The sequence below is a fragment of the Pedobacter sp. genome, from assembly GCF_046462515.1.
GTDB lineage: Bacteria > Bacteroidota > Bacteroidia > Sphingobacteriales > Sphingobacteriaceae > Pedobacter.
The window spans coordinates 594,946-614,318 of record NZ_JBKGVD010000009.1 but is presented as its reverse complement, the minus strand read 5'-3'; the positions used below and the strand labels follow the sequence as shown (position 1 = coordinate 614,318).

The 19,373-nt window shown below is 38.2% G+C and carries 16 protein-coding genes; 9 read left to right on the top strand and 7 right to left on the bottom strand.

Going from position 1 to position 19,373, the window contains the following annotated elements; genetic code table 11:
- Positions 1–2: 2 nt before the first annotated feature.
- Positions 3–1,859 (bottom strand): DNA mismatch repair endonuclease MutL, encoded by a 1,857-nt coding sequence (gene mutL, locus ACLHG9_RS14585; RefSeq protein WP_410222235.1) that lies wholly within the window; start codon positions 1,857–1,859, stop codon positions 3–5.
- A 260-nt stretch (positions 1,860–2,119) separates the two neighbouring features.
- Here mutL and ACLHG9_RS14580 point away from each other — a divergent pair, with 260 nt between their 5' ends.
- Positions 2,120–3,748 (top strand): amidohydrolase, encoded by a 1,629-nt coding sequence (locus tag ACLHG9_RS14580; RefSeq protein ID WP_410222234.1) that lies wholly within the window; start codon positions 2,120–2,122, stop codon positions 3,746–3,748.
- Positions 3,735–5,552, top strand: coding sequence for a serine hydrolase (locus tag ACLHG9_RS14575; protein WP_410222233.1), 1,818 nt, complete (start codon positions 3,735–3,737; stop codon positions 5,550–5,552). Before ACLHG9_RS14580 ends, ACLHG9_RS14575 begins: the two co-directional genes overlap by 14 nt.
- A 288-nt stretch (positions 5,553–5,840) precedes the next feature.
- On the opposite strand, the gene ACLHG9_RS14570 is transcribed toward ACLHG9_RS14575, so the two are convergent.
- Genes ACLHG9_RS14570 through rsmA form a run of 4 tightly spaced genes read right to left on the bottom strand, consistent with a single transcriptional unit; the run spans position 5,841 to position 9,215 of the window.
- Positions 5,841–6,317 carry an OsmC family protein gene (locus tag ACLHG9_RS14570; protein ID WP_410222232.1) on the bottom strand — a complete coding sequence of 159 codons (477 nt, stop codon included), beginning with the start codon at positions 6,315–6,317 and terminating at the stop codon, positions 5,841–5,843.
- Positions 6,318–6,348: 31 nt separating this feature from the next.
- Entirely contained in the window at positions 6,349–7,278 is a 930-nt protein-coding gene (locus tag ACLHG9_RS14565) for an NAD(P)-dependent oxidoreductase (protein ID WP_410222231.1), read from the bottom strand.
- Positions 7,271–8,407 (bottom strand): S41 family peptidase, encoded by a 1,137-nt coding sequence (locus ACLHG9_RS14560; RefSeq protein WP_410222230.1) that lies wholly within the window; start codon positions 8,405–8,407, stop codon positions 7,271–7,273. The genes ACLHG9_RS14565 and ACLHG9_RS14560 overlap by 8 nt, the downstream gene beginning before the upstream one ends.
- Before the next feature lie 19 nt (positions 8,408–8,426).
- Positions 8,427–9,215, bottom strand: coding sequence for a 16S rRNA (adenine(1518)-N(6)/adenine(1519)-N(6))-dimethyltransferase RsmA (gene rsmA / locus ACLHG9_RS14555; protein ID WP_410222229.1), 789 nt, complete (start codon positions 9,213–9,215; stop codon positions 8,427–8,429).
- Positions 9,216–9,371: 156 nt separating this feature from the next.
- Here rsmA and pdxA point away from each other — a divergent pair, with 156 nt between their 5' ends.
- Positions 9,372–10,451 carry a 4-hydroxythreonine-4-phosphate dehydrogenase PdxA gene (pdxA, locus tag ACLHG9_RS14550; protein ID WP_410222228.1) on the top strand — a complete coding sequence of 360 codons (1,080 nt, stop codon included), beginning with the start codon at positions 9,372–9,374 and terminating at the stop codon, positions 10,449–10,451.
- A 272-nt stretch (positions 10,452–10,723) separates the two neighbouring features.
- On the opposite strand, the gene ACLHG9_RS14545 is transcribed toward pdxA, so the two are convergent.
- Positions 10,724–11,608, bottom strand: a complete 885-nt coding sequence (locus ACLHG9_RS14545; protein ID WP_410222227.1) for a pirin family protein — start codon at positions 11,606–11,608, stop codon at positions 10,724–10,726.
- Positions 11,609–11,739: 131 nt separating this feature from the next.
- Positions 11,740–12,936: an enoyl-ACP reductase FabV gene (fabV, locus tag ACLHG9_RS14540; RefSeq protein WP_410222226.1), complete on the bottom strand. Its 1,197-nt coding sequence runs from the start codon at positions 12,934–12,936 to the stop codon at positions 11,740–11,742.
- Positions 12,937–13,114: 178 nt separating this feature from the next.
- On the opposite strand from fabV, the gene ACLHG9_RS14535 reads away from it, so the two are divergent.
- The 6 genes from ACLHG9_RS14535 (at position 13,115) to ACLHG9_RS14510 (ending at position 19,370) form a co-directional block, all read left to right on the top strand.
- Positions 13,115–13,339, top strand: a complete 225-nt coding sequence (locus ACLHG9_RS14535) for a YdeI/OmpD-associated family protein (RefSeq protein ID WP_410222225.1) — start codon at positions 13,115–13,117, stop codon at positions 13,337–13,339.
- A gap of 134 nt (positions 13,340–13,473) precedes the next feature.
- Positions 13,474–16,317, top strand: coding sequence for an excinuclease ABC subunit UvrA (gene uvrA, locus ACLHG9_RS14530; protein ID WP_410222224.1), 2,844 nt, complete (start codon positions 13,474–13,476; stop codon positions 16,315–16,317).
- Positions 16,318–16,567: 250 nt separating this feature from the next.
- The gene (locus ACLHG9_RS14525) at positions 16,568–16,789 is read left to right on the top strand and encodes a helix-turn-helix domain-containing protein (RefSeq protein ID WP_243357852.1); all 222 of its coding nucleotides are present in this window, start codon (positions 16,568–16,570) and stop codon (positions 16,787–16,789) included.
- 67 nt (positions 16,790–16,856) lie between these two features.
- Positions 16,857–17,504 (top strand): HD domain-containing protein, encoded by a 648-nt coding sequence (locus ACLHG9_RS14520; protein ID WP_410222223.1) that lies wholly within the window; start codon positions 16,857–16,859, stop codon positions 17,502–17,504.
- A gap of 81 nt (positions 17,505–17,585) precedes the next feature.
- On the top strand, positions 17,586–18,614 hold the full coding sequence (locus ACLHG9_RS14515; protein WP_410222222.1) for a sensor histidine kinase: 1,029 nt from the start codon (positions 17,586–17,588) through the stop codon (positions 18,612–18,614).
- Between the two features lie 114 nt (positions 18,615–18,728).
- Positions 18,729–19,370, top strand: a complete 642-nt coding sequence (locus ACLHG9_RS14510) for a DUF47 domain-containing protein (protein ID WP_243357857.1) — start codon at positions 18,729–18,731, stop codon at positions 19,368–19,370.
- Positions 19,371–19,373 lie beyond the last annotated feature (3 nt).

Genomic DNA, 19,373 nt, shown 5'->3' with positions numbered 1-19,373 from the left:
TTTTATGATTTATCAAATTTTGCTGCAAGTTCTGCCAGTGTTAGGGTTTGTATGGTCGCTTTTCCGCTAACGCCCGTATTAGGCATTTTACAGGCAAATAATTCTTCTATTAAAGTGTTCATTTCTTGTTGGCTTAAAGCCGTACCCGCTTTAATGGCACTGTTACGGGCCATACTTCTTGCCAAAGCTTCTCGCTTACTTAATCTTAGTTCCTGTTGCGAGTTTTTAAAACCCTCTATCAAGTGCTCAAATAGTTCGGTTTCATTTACGTTTGTACTTCCTAAATCGGCAGGAACACCTTCTATAATCAGAGTATTCTTACCAAACTCACGCACATCAAAACCTAAGTTTTTAATGTCCTCAAGCAAACTTTTTGCCAACTCATAATCGCCGGCAGATAAAACCACTGTTTGCGGAAAAAGGCTTTGCTGTGAAGCGCCTCTTTTGTTCTCAAGATGCATCAGAAAACGCTCATATAAAATCCGCTCATGCGCGGCCTGCTGATCCACAATCATGACGCCCGATTTAATCTGCGATACAATAAAGCGGTTATGTACCTGCATATATTGCTTACTGGGTACTTCAAAAGCATCGTCGTCCTGATCATCTATATCAATAACCGTTTGCTGATTCTGCTCAAAATGATTGATCTGGTACAAAGACTGCCAGTTCTGTTCTACTTCTTTTTTAGGTGCATAAGTTTTTGAAAAAGCAGGATCTTTTGGAGCGGCAACATTGCTTTTAGGAGGTCCAAAAGGATTAAATTCCGGATTAAAGTTGATACTTGGTGGCACAATATCTTCAGGTGCTTTAACGCTGATCATTCCGCTAAATGCCGTTTCTTGATCAAAATCCAAAGTTGGGGTAATGTTAAATCTGCCCAAAGATCTTTTAATTGCCGAGTGCAGAATGGCATAGATAGATTTTTCATCTATAAACTTAATCTCAGTTTTTGTGGGATGAACATTCACATCAATGTTAGCCGGATCAATATCAATAAACAGCACATACAAAGGGAAATTATCATCAGGCAGCAATTCCTGATAAGCCTTGTTTACCGCATGGTTAAGATAGCCATCTTTAATAAAGCGATTGTTTACGAAAAAAAACTGCTCTCCACGTGTTTTCTTAGCAAATTCGGGCTTGCCAATATAACCTTTAAGATTTATAATAGAAGTTTCTTCCTCAACAGGAATTAGCCTCTCGTTATAATTGTTACCCAACAAATGCACAATACGCTGTTTGATGGATGCCGCCGGGAGGCGGTAAATCTCACTACCATCATGATGCAGGCTAAATGCAATGTGTGGCTTGGCCAAAGCTACCCGCTGAAACTCATCAATGATATAACGCATTTCAGTAGGATTACTTTTTAGGAAATTACGACGTGCCGGAGTGTTATAAAACAAATTTTTAACTGATATACTTGTACCATTTGGGGTAGCAGTTGGTTCTTGTTTAATAAAATTATAACCTTCTATCTGAACCAAAGTTCCTACTTCATCTTCATGTCGTTTGGTTTTTAGTTCTACCTGCGCAATTGCGGCTATAGAAGCCATAGCCTCACCTCTAAAACCCATAGTACGTATAGCAAACAGATCTTCGGCTTTGCGGACTTTAGAAGTTGCATGGCGTTCAAAGCACATACGGGCATCGGTAATACTCATTCCGCAGCCATTATCAATCACCTGTATTAGGGCCTTGCCCGCATCTTTTACAATCAGTTGTATCTTATCTGCTCCCGCATCAATTGCATTCTCCAAAAGCTCCTTTACTGCCGATGCCGGCCGCTGTACCACCTCTCCTGCTGCAATCTGGTTGGCAACACTATCGGGTAAAAGTTGTATTATATCAGACATTTATTTGTTTTGTACCGTTGCTAATTTAGCGAAAATAAGGCGTACCTATAAAGGCTGTTTTCACATTACTGATACTAAATGACTTAGAAATGGAATTCTAAATGATAGCAGATCAGCGATAACCCATAATACTTACCCGGAGTAAGAAATCCATTAGAATATATTTTTACGAAAAGCTACAATTAACAAGAGTATTACATTTACTTTTTAACCAAAACCGTACAGAGTTTTATATCTTTATCCATATAAACCACTATACAATGAAAAAAATTTTGTTACTGTTATTGGCAACGGCCCTGTTAAGCTGTAAACAAAACAAGGCCGATTTAATTATTTACAATGGTAAAATATATACTGTAAACCAGAACTTTGATATAGCTGAAGCAATGGCCATTAAAGATGGCAAGATCATAGCGGTAGGCAGCACAGAGCAAATCCAAAAACAATACACTGCAAAAGAAAGTATTGATGCGCAGCAAAAACCAGTATATCCGGGCTTTATTGATGCTCATGCACATTTTGTAGGCTATGCTCAAAGTCTCAAAAATGCCAATTTAGTGGCTGCCAAAAGCTGGGGCGAAATTTTAGAACGTCTAAAAACTTATGCTCAAACCGATAAGGATGGCTGGCTTACCGGACGCGGCTGGGACCAGAATTTATGGCCTGACAAAAAATTTCCCACCAAAGATAAACTAGATGAACTGTTTCCTGACAGACCTGTTCTCTTAACCAGAATAGACGGACATGCGGCAATTGCAAATCAAAAAGCATTGGATATAGCGGGTATTAACAAAGCCATTAAAATAACAGGCGGTGAAGTAGTGGAAGAAAACGGCAAACTTACAGGCTTATTAGTTGATAATGCTGTAGGCCTGGTAGCAGATAAAATCCCTGCTCCTGATCAAAAGCAATTTAAGAAATATTTATTGCAGGCACAGCAGAACTGTTTTGAAGTTGGCTTAACTACCATAGATGATTGTGGCTTGGATTACGAAACCGTAGAAGCGCTGGACAAACTGCAAAAAGATGGTGATCTGAAAATGAAATTATATGTACTGCTATCCGACTCTGAAAAGAATTATGATTTTCTGTTTAAAAAAGGTCCTATTAAAACTGATTTCCTAAACGTAAGAGGCTTTAAAGTGTATGCCGATGGTGCATTGGGTTCTCGTGGTGCCTGCCTGCTTCAACATTACAGCGATATGCCTAATAAAACAGGATTCTTGTTAAGTGAACCTAAACATTTTGAAGAGGTGGCGAAAAAAATCAACGAACACGGCTTCCAGATGTGCACACATGCCATTGGCGATTCTGCAAACCGCACCATTTTAAAAATCTACAATCAGGTATTGGGTGGTAAAAACGATAAGCGTTGGCGCATAGAACATGCTCAGGTTGTAGCCCCTCAAGATTTTAACTTATTTGGCTCAGCAAGCGTTATTCCTTCGGTACAACCTACACACGCCACTTCAGATATGTACTGGGCTAAAGATCGTTTAGGTGCCGAACGTATCAAAACTGCCTATGCTTACAAACAATTGTTACAACAAAATGGATGGATTGCCCTAGGAACCGATTTCCCTGTTGAACATATTAACCCGATGCTTACCTTTTATGCTGCTACTTTAAGAATAGATAATCAAAATTATCCAAAAGGAGGTTTCCAGATCGAAAATGCGTTAACACCTGAGGAAACCCTACGTGGTATGACCATCTGGGCAGCCAAAGCCAATTTTGAAGAAAAAGAAAAAGGAAGCTTGGAAGCAGGAAAATTTGCCGATTTCATTATCATGGAAAATGACCTGATACATGCCGATGCTCAACAGATTTTACAGAATAAAGTATTAAAAACCTACGTAAATGGCCAAAAAGTATATGAAAAAAAATAATTTAAAGACCTTGTTAACACTCTGTTTCGCTGCAATTATTACCACTACTGCATGTGCGCAGGAACATAAAAAGAATCAAAACAGATTAAAAGAGATTGAAAATGCCATCAGCAATACAGTACTCTTAAATAATCAAGATAATATTATTCCTATAAAAGGTCTTGCCCAGAAAAGATTTGTATCTGTTAATTTAGGTTATGAAAATCAGGTGGCTTTTGACAGTCTCTTAAATAAATATGCGGATGTAAAGCTGGCTGATGGAAGGATGTATAAAGATTCTACAACCTACAATGACCTTGAAGACAATCTTAAATTCTATAATACTGTTGTTATAGCCTTAAACGATAAAATGGCACTTAATGGTAAGAACATTAATTTTATCAGCAGTTTAAGCAAAAGCAAACAGGTTATTGTAGCCTTGTTTGGACATGGTTCGAGCCTTGCTTCTTTTGATAATTTAAGTATGCCTCTTATATGGACCAGCTCCAGCAACAATGAATCTGCAATGGTTGCACCACAAATTATCTTTGGAGGTATAGGTGCTTCACAAACTTTAACTAAAGCCCATTCACCTAAATATACCATTGGTTCTGGTTACAAAACAACCGCAACCAGATTGAAATATACCGTTCCGGAAGATGCGGATGTAAACAGCGATGACTTAAAAGAAATCGATAATATCATACTCGATGGTATCAAACAAAAAGCCGCCCCCGGAATGGAAGTTTTGGTAGCAAAAGATGGAAAAGTGATTTACAATAAAGCCTTTGGCTACCATACCTATGCCAACACTATGCCCGATAAGTTATCTGATATTTTTGATCTGGCTTCAGTAACCAAAATTACCGCTACTACACCCAGTGTAATGCGTTTGGTTGAGCAAGGCAAATTGAATTTAGATACTAACATAGGTTATTATATTGCTAAAGCCCGCAATACGCCAATGAACAACATTCACGTACGAGAGGTAATGTTGCATCAGGCAGGTTTTATACCTTATATTCCTTTTCATAATTTTGTTAAGGAAGGTGATTACAGCCGGGACTCTTCTGCTGCCTATCCTACAAAAGTTGCCGACAACTACTATATCAAAAAAGGATTTTTCAACGATTTTATGTGGCCTAAAATGCTAAACTCGCCTATTAAAACCAGAGGAAGTTACGTTTACAGCGATATCAGCATGTATGTAATGCAGGATATTGTAGAGCATCTTACGCAAGAACCTTTAGATAAATATACCCAAGAAAATTTCTATACACCTTTAGGGATGTACCGCACAGGTTTTTTACCGCGTAACCGTTTCAGCAAAGATGAAATCATTCCAACTGAAGATGATCAGGCTTTTAGAAAAACCTTACTGGAAGGATATGTACATGATCAAGGTGCGGCTTTAAAAGGAGGTGTTGCCGGACATGCCGGTTTATTTGGCTCAGCCAACGATCTGGCTATCTACTACCAAATGTTACTTAACCAGGGCACATACGGTGGTGAGCAATATTTTACGCCTCAAACGGTACAGACTTTTACCAGCAAACAATCTAATGTAAGCCGTCGTGGTTTAGGTTTTGACAGATGGGACCCAGATTTGACCAAGAAATATCCTTCAGAACTGGCCTCCCCACAAACCTTTGGCCACACAGGTTATACTGGTATAGGAGTTTGGGTAGATCCTGCAAGAAACATGGTTTATATCTTTTTATCAAACCGCGTTAACCCTACGGTTACAGAGGTATTAGGTAGGTTGAATATTCGTCCACGTATTGAAGATGTGATCAACAAAGCCATTGATAAGGGCAAAAAATAAACTTAGTATGTCACATTGAGCTTGTCGAAATGTAATTCCTGCAAATTAGGCTTCGACAGGCTCAGCCTGACATACGGCTTTAATAAAAAAGCGTCATGCTGAACCCCTGATCAAATTCGGGATAGGTTGTTTTACTGCGTAGCTTTCCGCTTCGCGCCAAATCAGGGTTACGGTTGGAGACATGGGTTACTTTAATAGGTCGTTATGCTGAACACGTTTCAGCATCTTTAGCATTAGATTCCGAAATAAATTCAAAATGACGATTGGATAGGCTAAGCGAATAATAAATTACTCATCCTCGGCTCTACACGCGCCCTCATGCTTAACCGGAAAATTTAATGAATTGGCAATAAAGCACTTTTTATTCGCTTCACTATGCAAACGCAAGGCAAGTTCTTTATGTTCTTTTTTAGAGATTACCACAGCCGGATTTAAAGTTATCTCAATAAATTTACCACTTCCATCAGCGTTTTCAATCATGGTGCCTACAGCATTATCTTGATATTCTATTACTACCACACCATTTTCGGCACAGAGATGTAAATACCATAGCATATGGCATGAAGAAACTGAAGCCAACAGCAGATCTTCGGGATTATGTTTGGTCTTATCTCCCAAGAAGACAGAATCAGAAGAACCTGAAAGAGCTGCTTTTCCATCAACTTCAACTTTAAAATCCCTGTCATACGAACGGTAATCCATAGTACCTGAGCCTTTGTTACCTTCCCAGGTCAAATTGGTTTTGTAAAGATGCTGCTTTGCCATAAGATTTCGATTTTCTTAAGGCAATTTAAGATTAAAATGTGATTTTTTCCAGTTTTCGCGCCAAAACTTCAGATATTTTGCGATAAGAATCAAAAGTCCAGCCCGCAACATGCGGACTTAGCAATACTTTATCATTTTGTTGCAAATCATGGTACCACAACTGCTCACCCAAAGCCGGAAATTTTTCTACCTCCAACACATCCAAGCCTGCGCCTAATATCTTACCCGATTTGATACAGTTCAATACAGCCTGCGTATTTACAATTTCGCCACGGCTTACATTCAAAAAGAAAATAGGCTTTTTAAAATGAAAAAAGTATTCATCATTTACCATTTGCCGGGTTTCTCGTGTAAGTGGAATATGCAAACTTAAAACATCGCTATGCTTTACAATTTCTTCCATGCTCACTTCTCGAACAAGCTCGGTACCAAAACCCGTTTTATATTTATCGTAAGCCATAATATTTACGCCAAAACCCCTTAGTTTTTGTGCAAAAGATTGACCCATGAAACCAAAACCAATAATACCTACGGTTTTACCTTTCAGTTCATAGCCACGGTTACCTTCTCTGTTCCAAACCCCTGCTCTTATTTCGCTATCAGCTTTACGAAAATTGTTCATGAGGCTCAATAACATACCTACCGTATGTTCTCCAACCGCATCCATATTTCCTTCATTAGCTGCCAGTAGTTGTATACTACGTTCTTTTGCAACCTCAACATCAATATTATCTAAACCAGCACCGGCACGGGCTACAAATTTTAATCGTGGGGCTTCATCCATCATTTCGCGGTCTATCCTAAATTTAGTCCTTACTGCAATGCCGACATAATTTTTAATGATTGATAAGGTTTCTGTACGGGTTATCTGGGGCAGATCATCAACCTCATAACCTAAAGCAAGCGCTTTTTCTTTAAAAACAGGGTGCAGATCATCAACAATAAGTATGCGTTTATTCATGGTGATTTTTTATATAATCTAAAGTTTGCTCAATCCAATCGGCTGTATTATTGAGTCTTACACTGGGTTTAATACCGATATTCTCAACCGCAAGTTCTTCTTTTTTACCATTCATATCTGTAGGATAAAAAGTAAAGCGTTTACTGGGCAACACCACATTATTACCATAATTACTGCCATAAGCGATCTGACCCCTGGTTTCGGTGCCCAAAGTGGTCACATTTTTCAGGTTTCTTACTTTTAAGATAAACTGTTCAGCGTTACTTATGGTATAAGCATTTTGCAAAATATAAATTTTGCCTTTATATTTTTTTAACAGAGAGATAAATTGCTGTGATGTTTTATAACCGCCACCGCCATTATTTCTAAGGTCTACAATTAAAAAAGGGCACCTTAAGGAGCCTGCTATCTGCTGATAGAATGCGGTTGCCTTGTCTATATTCTTTGGGCTTGCAGAAAAACTGCTTAAGCGCAGGTAGGCGGTTTGTTCATTTAAGGATTTGAATTCATAGCTTTCTTTTACATCATTTAGCAGAGCATAGTTTAGTGTGGTAAATTTCCTGAATGGAGTTCCAATCAAATCACCATTTACAAGCTTTACATTTCTCAACAGGATATAAGGAGCAGGACCGTTTGAAAACAGAATAGCATCAAAACTGGAGTGAGGAGTTTTAAAGATATAACCCGATAAAAGACCTGTTTTAACGTTAGCAATATGATATTCATTTACGGTTCTGTAAATTGCAAATGCTGCTCCCTGCGCATCATAAATTCCTTCTAAACTATCAGGATGAACTTGCTTTAAATACTCTAAATCAAATTGTGCTCTTATTACAGGCCATTTATGAGCCGTACCAGGTGTTCGATAAAATCCTAGGTGATTATCCTTAATGGGAATGATTAAACGGCAAAGCTGTTTAAAAACTTCAAACTCATTGGTATCAGTGAGCGAGCTTTTCAATTCACTGTACAACTGTTGGTATGTTCTGTCGTTTTTAAGCTGGTCTTTGTAAGATTGAGTTTGTGTTATCGCATGGTATAAAGCATCTATATCTGTCTCGTTACTGTTCTGTGCAAACAGTGCGTTAAAAGAAATTACTCCGGCTAATATCAGTATCCATTTTTTCATATACATTAAGACGCTGTATCTAATGCTTTAGCTGCATGGCAGCCACAAAATTAGTTAGTTCAATAAAGTCATTCACCGTAAGCTGTTCAGCTCTTTTTTCATAAAAAGGATGTTCGCCTAAACGCTCTTTAGGCAACACGGCCGATAAGGCATTGCGCAGAGTTTTTCTACGCTGATTAAAACCCGCTTTCACCACCCGCCAAAATAACTTTTCATCGCATGGCAGGTTTTCAACCTGATTTCTTGATAAGCGGATTACGCCCGAATTTACTTTAGGTGGAGGATTAAACGTGCCAGGTTTTACCGTAAATAGATAATCGATCTCATAATAAGCCTGTATCAGCACGCTCAAGATACCATACTCCTTAGTTCCAGCTTTTGCAGCGCAGCGTTCTGCAACTTCTTTCTGAAACATTCCCACCATTTCAGGGATGAGTTGCCTGTTCTCTAAAATTTTAAACAGGATCTGCGATGAGATGTTGTAAGGAAAATTACCAATTACAGCGAATTTGCCAGAAAAAATATCCTGAAAATTAAGTTTTAAAAAATCCCCGTTAATGAGCCTATCGCCCAATTGAGGATATTTTTCTTTCAGATAATGAAAAGATTCTATATCTATATCAATCAGGTACGTTTGCAGGTCTTTCCTATTTAGCAAAAAATCAGATAAGATACCCATTCCTGGTCCAACTTCTAACACCTCATGGTATTTATCAGTATGAATTAGTCCATTTACAATTCTTTCGGCAATACCTTTATCTGTTAAAAAATGCTGACCTAAATGTTTTTTTGCTTTTACTGAACTCATATTAATGCAATATAGCCGATGCTACAGGTGCAAAGGTAATTTTTTTAGTTCAGATATGAGATAATAGCTAAGTACAGACACGTTCTCTCCATATAAACCGGATAGATTTTTTGCGGTTAAGTACAAGAATCGCTAATTTGCGCTAAATTTGATTTTATGAGCAGCAAAGTAAAAATAGGTATCAGTATTGGCGACGTAAACGGCATTGGTTTAGAAGTAATTTTAAAAACCCTTTCCGAAAGCAAGATATTGGATTACTGTACACCTGTTGTTTACGGGCATACCAAAGTAGCCTCCTTTCACAGAAAAGCTTTACACTTAAACGATTTTATGTTTAACGTTATACCTAATGCCGAAGCTGCTGTGGCCCATAAAGCCAATATGATTAATTGCTGGGAAGAAGATGTAAAAATAGACCTTGGACAAGCTAATGAAACAGGTGGAAAGTACGCTTTTTTATCTTTACAGAAAGCTACCGACGATTTGATAAATGGCAAGATTGATGCATTGGTTACTGCCCCCATCAACAAAAACAATATCCAGTCTGAACAATTTAACTTTGCCGGACATACCGAATATTTACAGGAACGAGCAGGAAGTAAAGACGCGCTAATGTTCTTGATCAGTGATGATCTGAGAGTTGGCGTAGTTACCGGGCATATTCCTGTTGCTGATGTAGCGAAGAGCATTACCAAAGAAAAGATTGTACAGAAGCTAAAACTGATCAATGATAGTTTAAAAAAGGATTTTTGGATCGAAAAGCCCAAAATTGCTGTTTTAGGTTTAAATCCGCATGCCAGCGATAATGGTTTAATAGGAAATGAAGAAGCTGAAGTCATTAGTCCGGCTATACAGGCAGCATTTGATGAAGGCATTATTTGTTTTGGCCCTTATCCTGCTGATGGTTTCTTTGGCAATGGCACTTATAAACAGTTTGATGCCGTTTTGGCCATGTACCACGATCAGGGCTTAATTCCTTTTAAAACGATTTCTTTTGGAGCAGGTGTAAACTTTACCGCAGGTTTAAATTTTGTACGCACTTCTCCTGATCATGGTACCGGATACAATATCGCAGGTAAAAATCAGGCAAATCCTTCTTCTTTTATGGAAGCCTTATTTGCTGCTATACACATTGTAAACAATCGTCGTGAACAAGAGGCTATGTTGAACAACCAACTTAAAACAGGTGGTAAAATCATTGAAACCGCCGCTGACGTAAAAGATGACGCGAACTAGTCTTTTGTTTAGTTCATTTAGTTTAGGCTTTTTATGTTACATAATGTCTAAAGATGCTGAAATAACTTACCCCGAACTCACTTCGGGGAGTTTAACGTATATTTCCCTTACATTAACGTCACCCTGAACTCGTTTCAGGGTCTATTAACAAGCAAGATGCTGAAACAAGTTCAGCATGACAAGGCAAGAAGAGAAGGGTATAATGTCAGGCTGAGTCCTGTCGAAGCTTTACATTTCGACAAACTCAATGCAACAAACAAGCAAAGTCCAACTTATTTTATAGGCTTAATCGGTGCAGGTAAAGGAATATAATCTGTTTCACCGGGTACATGATCAAATTCCTGCGCTACCCATTTCCTCTTAGCTTCTTCTATCAGTGCTTTATCGCTTGCCACAAAATTCCAGTAAATAAACCGTTCTTCGGGAAAAGGTTCGCCGCCAAAAATATAAACGCTGGTATTTTCCTCCATGGTAAATTCACACAGGATGCCTTCTTTAGCTACCAGTAAATTTTTCGGGCCAAAAACACTTCCTTCACTCTCTACAGCTCCCTCAAGAATATACAAACCACTTTCTCCAAACAACTGACTACCTAAATTGATGATTTGTTTTACTTTAGTTCTAATTTCTAAGAGATACAAAGGGCTGTAAACAGGTACTGGTGACCGGTGGCCCAAGACCTCTCCTGCAATTAATTTAAAAGATGCTCCCTTTTCTTCCCATGAAGGAATATCTGCCGCCTCAATATGGAAAAATTCAGGGTCCATCTGTTCTAAATGTTTCGGCAAAGCAACCCAAATCTGCAACCCATGCATCTGGCCTTCTCGTTTAGCATGTACCGGCATTCTTTCTGAATGGACAATACCTTTTCCGGCTGTCATCCAGTTTACCTGACCGGGTTTAATTTCTACTACCGAACCCAAACTGTCGCGGTGCGTAATACTACCCTCAAACAAAAAAGTTAATGTTGACAAACCTATATGTGGATGTGGTCCAATATCAATATTTGCATTACCCGATAAATCTACTGGCCCCATATGATCTATAAAACAGAAAGGCCCTACCAAACGTTTCTCCCTAAATGGCAGTAAACGTCCTACCATGAAATTCCCGATTAAACTGGGACGTTCCTCTATAACGAGCTGGATATTTGACATATTTTTAGCTTTTAACAAATATAACTTAAATAAAGTTCTGTATTACACAGATACTTTTCAGCGCACAGTCATAAAATCTTTACGCACAAAAAAGCCCCCGGGCTACGGAGGCTATATGTTTATGCATTGGATTATGCTTGCTGTAAACCCGGTATTTCAACCATTTCATTTACATCTGCCTGATAATCTACTCCTGCCACATCAAATCCAAATAGGTTTAAAAAGTCATGCTTGTAACCAGCTAAATCGCCAATTTTAGGCAAATTCTCTTCTGTAGCATCTTTCCATAGTTCTTTGATCTGGCTTTGTACGTCTTCACGCATTTCCCAGTCATCTACTCTTATCCTTCCCTTATCATCAACCGGAGTATTTCCTCCGTTATATAACCGATCGCTAAATAAACGCTGCATCTGCTCAATACACCCTTCATGAATGCCTTTTTCTTTCATGATTTTGTATAATAAGGAGATATATAAAGGAATTACAGGAATAGCCGAACTTGCTTGCGTAACCAGAGCTTTATTTACAGAAACGTAAGCTTTACCTTTAATATCGGCCAATTTATCACTAATAGTAAAGGCTGTTGCCTCTAAATGATCTTTTGCACGACCAATGGTTCCTTTACGGTAAACCGCTTCGGTTACTTCAGGGCCTATATAAGAGTAAGCAACCGTTGTAGCGCCTTCTGCTAAAACACCTGCAGCTTTTAAATCGTCCATCCACATTTCCCAGTCTTCACCACCCATAACAGCTACAGTATTGGCAATTTCTTCCTCATTTGCAGGCTCAATTGATACCTGTGATACTACACCTGTATGAAAATCTACCGTTTTATCTGTAAATACATTACCGATAGGTTTTAAGGTTGAACGGTGCAACACGCCTGTTTTAGGATTAGTTCTTACCGGCGATGCCAAACTATAGATAACCAAATCTATCTGACCTAAATCGGTTTTGATAAGGTCAATAACCTGTTGTTTTACTTCATCAGAAAAAGCATCTCCATTGATACTTTTAGCATACAATCCGTCTGCCTGAGCCTGTGTTTCAAAAGCAGCAGTATTGTACCAGCCCGGTGAAGCCGTTTTACCTTCTTTAGGCTCTTTCTCAAAATAAACACCAATGGTTGCAGCGCCTGCACCATAAGCAGCAGTAATTCTTGATGCCAATCCAAAACCGGTACTGGCGCCTATTACCAGCACATTTTTAGGACCGTTAATCTTACCTTTTGACTTTACATATTCGATCTGGTTTTTAACGTTCTGAGCACAACCTACTGGATGAGCTGTTAAACAGATAAAACCACGCATTCTTGGTTCAATAATCATATTCGCTTATTTTTTTAACTGGTAAGCCAGCTTTTTTTGTCAAAACTATCCTAATTTTTTATTCTATGCAAATTACACTTTTTTTAAACGATAAAAAGTAAAAGGGTTAAGTAGTTTGTTCATTTATAATTTTAAAATCATTAAATACAATATATTTGACAGACAAAAACTATACATTATGTTAAAAAAAGGAGAACACATAGAAGGCGTTCCTTCAGAATTACAACAGTTGCTTGACCACGATAAAGAGGCAAATGATTTTTTTGAAACCTTGACCAAATCATACAAACAGGGTTACTGCGACTGGGTAGGTTCTGCCAAACAAGAAGCCACAAGACAAACAAGAGCAGAAAAAGCAATTTTAATGCTAAGGAACAAGCAAAAAACTTTAAAAACGGTTTAACAGACCTATGCCCAAGAACTGTAAAAATCCGATCATATTAGTGTACTAACATCTATTTAAGCATTCTAAATCAATAGCTTTTGTACTTTTATTTCGTTAATTTTGCAAGCTATTTTAATGAGAATAAGTAACCTATGAGCAAGACCCACGTTGACCTTGGCGAGCAAAAAGATGTTGAAGTATATGGAGCCAGAGTACACAATCTTAAGAATATCGATGTAAGTTTCCCCCGCAACCAACTGGTAGTAGTTACCGGTTTAAGCGGTAGCGGTAAATCTTCATTGGCTTTTGATACAATTTACGCAGAAGGGCAACGTCGTTACATGGAAACCTTCAGCGCCTACTCCAGGCAATTTATGGGTGGTATGGAGCGCCCAGATGTTGACAAAGTTTCTGGATTAAGCCCTGTAATTGCCATAGAACAAAAAACCACCAGCAAAAATCCCCGCTCTACAGTAGGCACCATTACTGAAATCTATGATTTCATGCGTTTGTTATACGCCCGTGTTGCCGATGCATACTCGTATAACACCGGTGAGAAAATGGAGCGCCTGAGCGAAGAGCAGATCCTGAAAAACATTTACCAGAAATTTGGTGGCAAACCCGCCAATATACTTGCTCCCGTTGTTAAAGGCCGGAAAGGGCATTACCGAGAACTTTTTGAGCAGATCAGGAAACAGGGTTACGTTAAAGTGCGTGTAGATGGCGAGATCAAGGATCTTATGCCTAAAATGCAGGTTGATCGTTACAAAATACACGATATAGAAATTGTAGTTGACCGCCTTCTCATTGACGAGAAAGACAGCAAACGATTAAACGACAGCATACAAACAGCCATGCGCTTGGGTAAAGGCGTAATCAAAATCAGTGATAAAGATGATAATGTTGCGCATTTTAGCAAGTTTTTAATGTGCCCTACAACAGGCATCTCGTATGATGAGCCACAACCCAACACTTTTTCTTTCAACTCTCCTTATGGTGCCTGCGAAACCTGTGACGGTTTAGGCTATGTATTTGTAGTTGACAAAAACAGCGTAATGCCAAACATGAAGCTGAGCATTATGAACGGTGGTTTGGCTCCTTTGGGCGAATACCGTGATGTATGGATCTTTCAGGTATTGAAAGCACTTGCAAAAAAATACAATTTCTCGCTTTCCACCCCATTAGAAAAACTGGGCGATGAAAACATTGACCTTATCTTAAACGGAGCACCCGATTTATTGAGTGTGGCCGTTGAATACAACAAATGGAACGTTCAGAATTACCAGATTACTTTTGATGGGCTGATTAAACTGCTTGAAGAGCAGCAAGAAAAACGTGGCGAAGGTGCAGATGACCTCGAAGCATTCAGGCGTTTGGAAACCTGCCCTACCTGTCATGGCGCAAGGTTAAAAAAAGAAAGTCTTCACTTTAAAATTGATGGCAAAAATATTTTCGAGCTTTCTGAAATGGATATTACCACACTTAAACAGTGGTTTGAGCATTTAGAAAGCCGTTTAAGTGAGCGCCAGAATACCATTGCCAAAGAAATCCTCAAAGAAATCAGGGCACGTATAGGCTTCCTTACCGATGTAGGTTTAAACTATCTAACCTTAGACAGAACGGCAAGAACTTTATCTGGGGGCGAGGCGCAACGTATACGCCTGGCTACACAGATTGGCTCTCAATTAATGAACGTCATGTACATTTTAGATGAGCCGAGCATTGGATTACACCAGCGAGATAACGAACGCTTAATTACAGCCTTAAAAAATCTACGAGATTTAGGTAATACGGTTTTAGTAGTAGAACATGATAAAGATATGATCTTAGAAGCCGACCATGTAATTGATATTGGTCCGGCTGCCGGAGTGCATGGCGGTACAGTTGTTGCGCAAGGTACACCTAAGCAAATTTTAAAATCTGATACCCTTACCGCAGCTTACTTAAACGGTAGAAAACAAATTGAAATACCACAAAAACGTCGCGAAGGCAATGGCAAAAAATTAAGTCTGATTAAAGCTACCGGACATAATCTTAAAGAAGTATCGGTAGATTTTCCTTTAGGTAAATTTATTGCGGTAACGGGAGTTTCAGGTAGTGGTAAATCAAGTTTAATTACAGAAACCCTATACCCTATCTTAAATCATCACTTTTTTAGGGCTAAGAAAAAACCCTTACCTTATGAAAAGATTGAAGGTTTAAAAGAAATAGATAAAGTTATCGAAATAGATCAGGCACCCATTGGTCGTACACCGAGATCCAACCCTTCAACCTATACAGGCGTGTTTTCTGATATCAGAAATCTGTTTGTACAGCTTCCTGAAGCTAAGATCAGAGGTTATAAACCGGGGCGTTTCTCCTTTAACGTAAAAGGCGGTCGTTGCGAAACCTGTCAGGGAGCAGGTATGAAGATCATAGAAATGAACTTTTTGCCCGATGTACAGGTACCCTGTGAAGAGTGTGGCGGCAAAAGATACAATCGTGAAACCTTAGAAGTACGTTACAAGGGAAAATCAATCAGCGATGTACTGGATATGAGCATTGAAGAAGCCTGCGTATTCTTTGAACACCTTCCTATAATCTATCGCAAAATAAAAACATTGAATGATGTAGGTTTAGGTTATATCCGTTTAGGACAAGCTTCTACTACGCTATCCGGAGGAGAAGCACAAAGGGTAAAACTAGCTACTGAATTATCTAAAAAAGACACAGGAAAAACTTTTTACATACTGGATGAGCCAACCACTGGTTTGCATTTTGAAGATATCAACGTATTACTTAACGTTTTAAACGAGCTTGTAAACAAGGGCAATACCGTTTTGGTTATTGAACACAATCTAGATGTGGTAAAGGTAGCCGATTGGGTAATTGATTTAGGAGAAGAAGGAGGAGCTGGTGGTGGAAAGATCATCTTTGAAGGAACTCCGGAAGGATTAATAGAAAATCCAATCAGTTTAACGGGATATTTCTTGAAAAAAGAAATGGAAGCACCGTAATAACTCCCTACACCATCAGGCCCATTTTCTGATTAAATTCGAGGTAGATTATTTATTGCTTACTTTAGGCTTTTATTTCAACCCACATCTCTGGCCCCAGAAAACATTAGGCAGCTACAAACCTGAATGATCTACCAATATCTCTTAAGAGAATAAAGCAGGCTGATTTAATACCTGTTGTAAATTTTATTGAAAAAGATAAAACATTTTGCTTTAAAAAGAGTTTTATTAACCAACAATATTTCACAACATGAAAGAATTATATAAAAACGAAATGCGTCGTGTGGCAACGAACATTCGAAAAATTCGTGAGAAAAAGAATTATACACAAGATTATATAGCTGCAAAATTAGGCATCTCTCAAAACGCTTACAGTAAAATTGAGTTGGGTTATAGCAAAATCAGTTTAGACAGGCTTTTCCATTTAGCACATTTATTAGACACAGAGGTTGTGGATCTGCTTAAGAAATAAGACTTTTTCAACAAACATCCTTATACACACAATTTAAAAGTAAATTGCCGGCATAACACAACAAATTATGCAGCAAACTTTAGATCTTACCATTGCTTTTGTAAAAAATACTTTGGCAGATGCCGAAGCGGGCCACGATTGGTTTCATATTGAAAGGGTTTTTAAAACCGCGCAAACTATTAACCAAACTGAACAGGCAAATCCTTTAATCGTTGCTTTGGCTGCTCTTTTACATGACATTGCAGATAGCAAATTCAATAATGGAGATGAAGAGATTGGACCTCAAAAAGCGGAAGAGTTTTTAACAAGCATAAATGTAGATCAGCAAGTAATTAACGAGGTAAAACTTATTATCAGGTACCTTTCTTTTAAAGCCAGTTTCGATAAGAATACCTATCAGTCTAAAGAACTTAATGTGGTACAGGATGCCGACAGGCTTGATGCCATCGGTGCAATAGGCATTGCCAGAGCCTTTACCTATGGAGGATATAAAAACCGCGTATTGTATGATCCTGAAATAAAACCCAATCTAAACATGACCAAAGAAGAGTATAAAAACTCTGCGGGGCCAACACTTAACCATTTTTATGAGAAGCTATTGCTGCTAAAAAATCTAATGAAAACTAAAACAGGCAAGAAAATGGCGCAGCAGCGGCATGATTTTATGCTGGCTTATCTTGAGCAGTTTTATGCAGAATGGGAAGGCCATAAATAAACATTTAATTTATCCCCATGCCCACAATGTCGCTTAACAATTTCTTAATTTAAAAGTCCTATTTTCGTAAAAATTAATACCATGAAACTCTGGGTGCTTGTATTTATAACAGCTTTGTCTGTGGGCTTATCTATAAGTCTGGTTAATTTCCACTTTCAGGGTAGCTGGTATTATATGCTCATTTCTTTCCTGATTTCTTTCACAACCAGCTTCATTGTATTCTATTATCTTCTCGAAAAATACATCTACTCTAAGGTTAAGCTCATTTATAAAATGATCCACAACCTTAAATTAGGAAAAGATTTAAAAGAAGCTTTAGGCGAATATGTGAGTTCTGATCCTATAAATGATGTTGAGCATGAGGTTAAAGAATGGGCCGGAGCTAAAAAAAGAGAAATAGAACTATTGAAAAGACAAGAGAAATTCAGGAGAGAATTTCTTTCTAATGTATCGCACGAATTTAAAACCCCTCTTTTTGCTATACAGGGTTACATAGAGACTTTACAGGACTGTATGACCGATGATCCGGAAATGGCGCTCTCTTTTTTAAAAAAAGCAGAAAAGAATGTAGAAAGACTTACCTATCTCATCAGCGATTTAGATGCGATTACTAAATTAGAGACGGGCGAAATGCCAATCAATTACCAAAGATTTGATTTTGCAGTCTTGGCCAAAGAAGTTATAGAGCTGCTACAAGACAGAGCACAAAAAAGGCAGATTTCCTTATACATTAAAGATAAATATACCACCCCTTCTTTTGTTAATGCAGACCGTGAAAAGATAAGACAGGTATTGATCAACCTTATTGAAAACTCGATCAAATACGGTAAAGAAAACGGTGCTACAGCAATTAAAATATTTGCTCTGCATGATCAGTTTCTTATAGAGGTAACTGATGATGGTATGGGTATAGAAGAAAAGCACCTGAACAGATTATTTGAACGCTTTTACCGGATAGACACGCACCGCTCACGTATGGAAGGCGGAACAGGTTTAGGTTTAGCCATTGTAAAACATATTTTAGAAGCCCACCAGCAAACTATCTCAGTACGCAGCACCCCCCATATAGGCACCACATTTGCATTTACACTACAAAAGAGCGATAAATAACCTAAATTCTCTAAACTGCTAAGCTCGGCTTAAACATTTGTTTAAGCTACCTCCTAAAGTTAACATTAACTTAACATTGCTATTTTAAATTTGCATCAAATTTAATTTAAAACAATGAGCAGTATTTTTAGCTTCTTTACACCCAAAGACAAAAAATTTCAACCTTTATTTGAACAAGCAGGCAGCAACGTTAAAAAAATTGCTGAGGCGCTTTTAGTGGTTGTAACTACGCCTGACTTAGAAAAAAGAAAGGAAGCCATCAAAGAAGTTGAACGCCTTGAGCATGTTGGTGATGACATTACCCACAGTATTTTCATTGAGTTAAGCAAAAACTTCATTACGCCATTTGACAGAGAAGACATACACTTTTTGGCTAGTGCCATTGATGATATTGCAGATTATATCCAGGCTTCAGCGGTTAACATAGAATTATATAACCTTACCGTAATTACTGAGCCAATGGTTAAACTGGCAGAACTCTTGGTTGAAATGTGTATAGATCTTGAAAAGGCTATTAAAGAATTAAGAAGCTTTAAAAACATCAGAGTTATTGCTGATGCATGTGTTAGAATTAACAGTGCTGAGAACCAGGCAGATTATACTTGCAATCTGGCAATTGCCCGTTTATTTGAATTTGAAACCAACGCTATAGAGCTGATCAAACAAAAAGAAGTATTACAAACTTTAGAAATAGCAACAGATAAATGTGAAGATGCTGCTAATGTTTTAGAATCTATCCTGGTTAAAAACGCATAACCC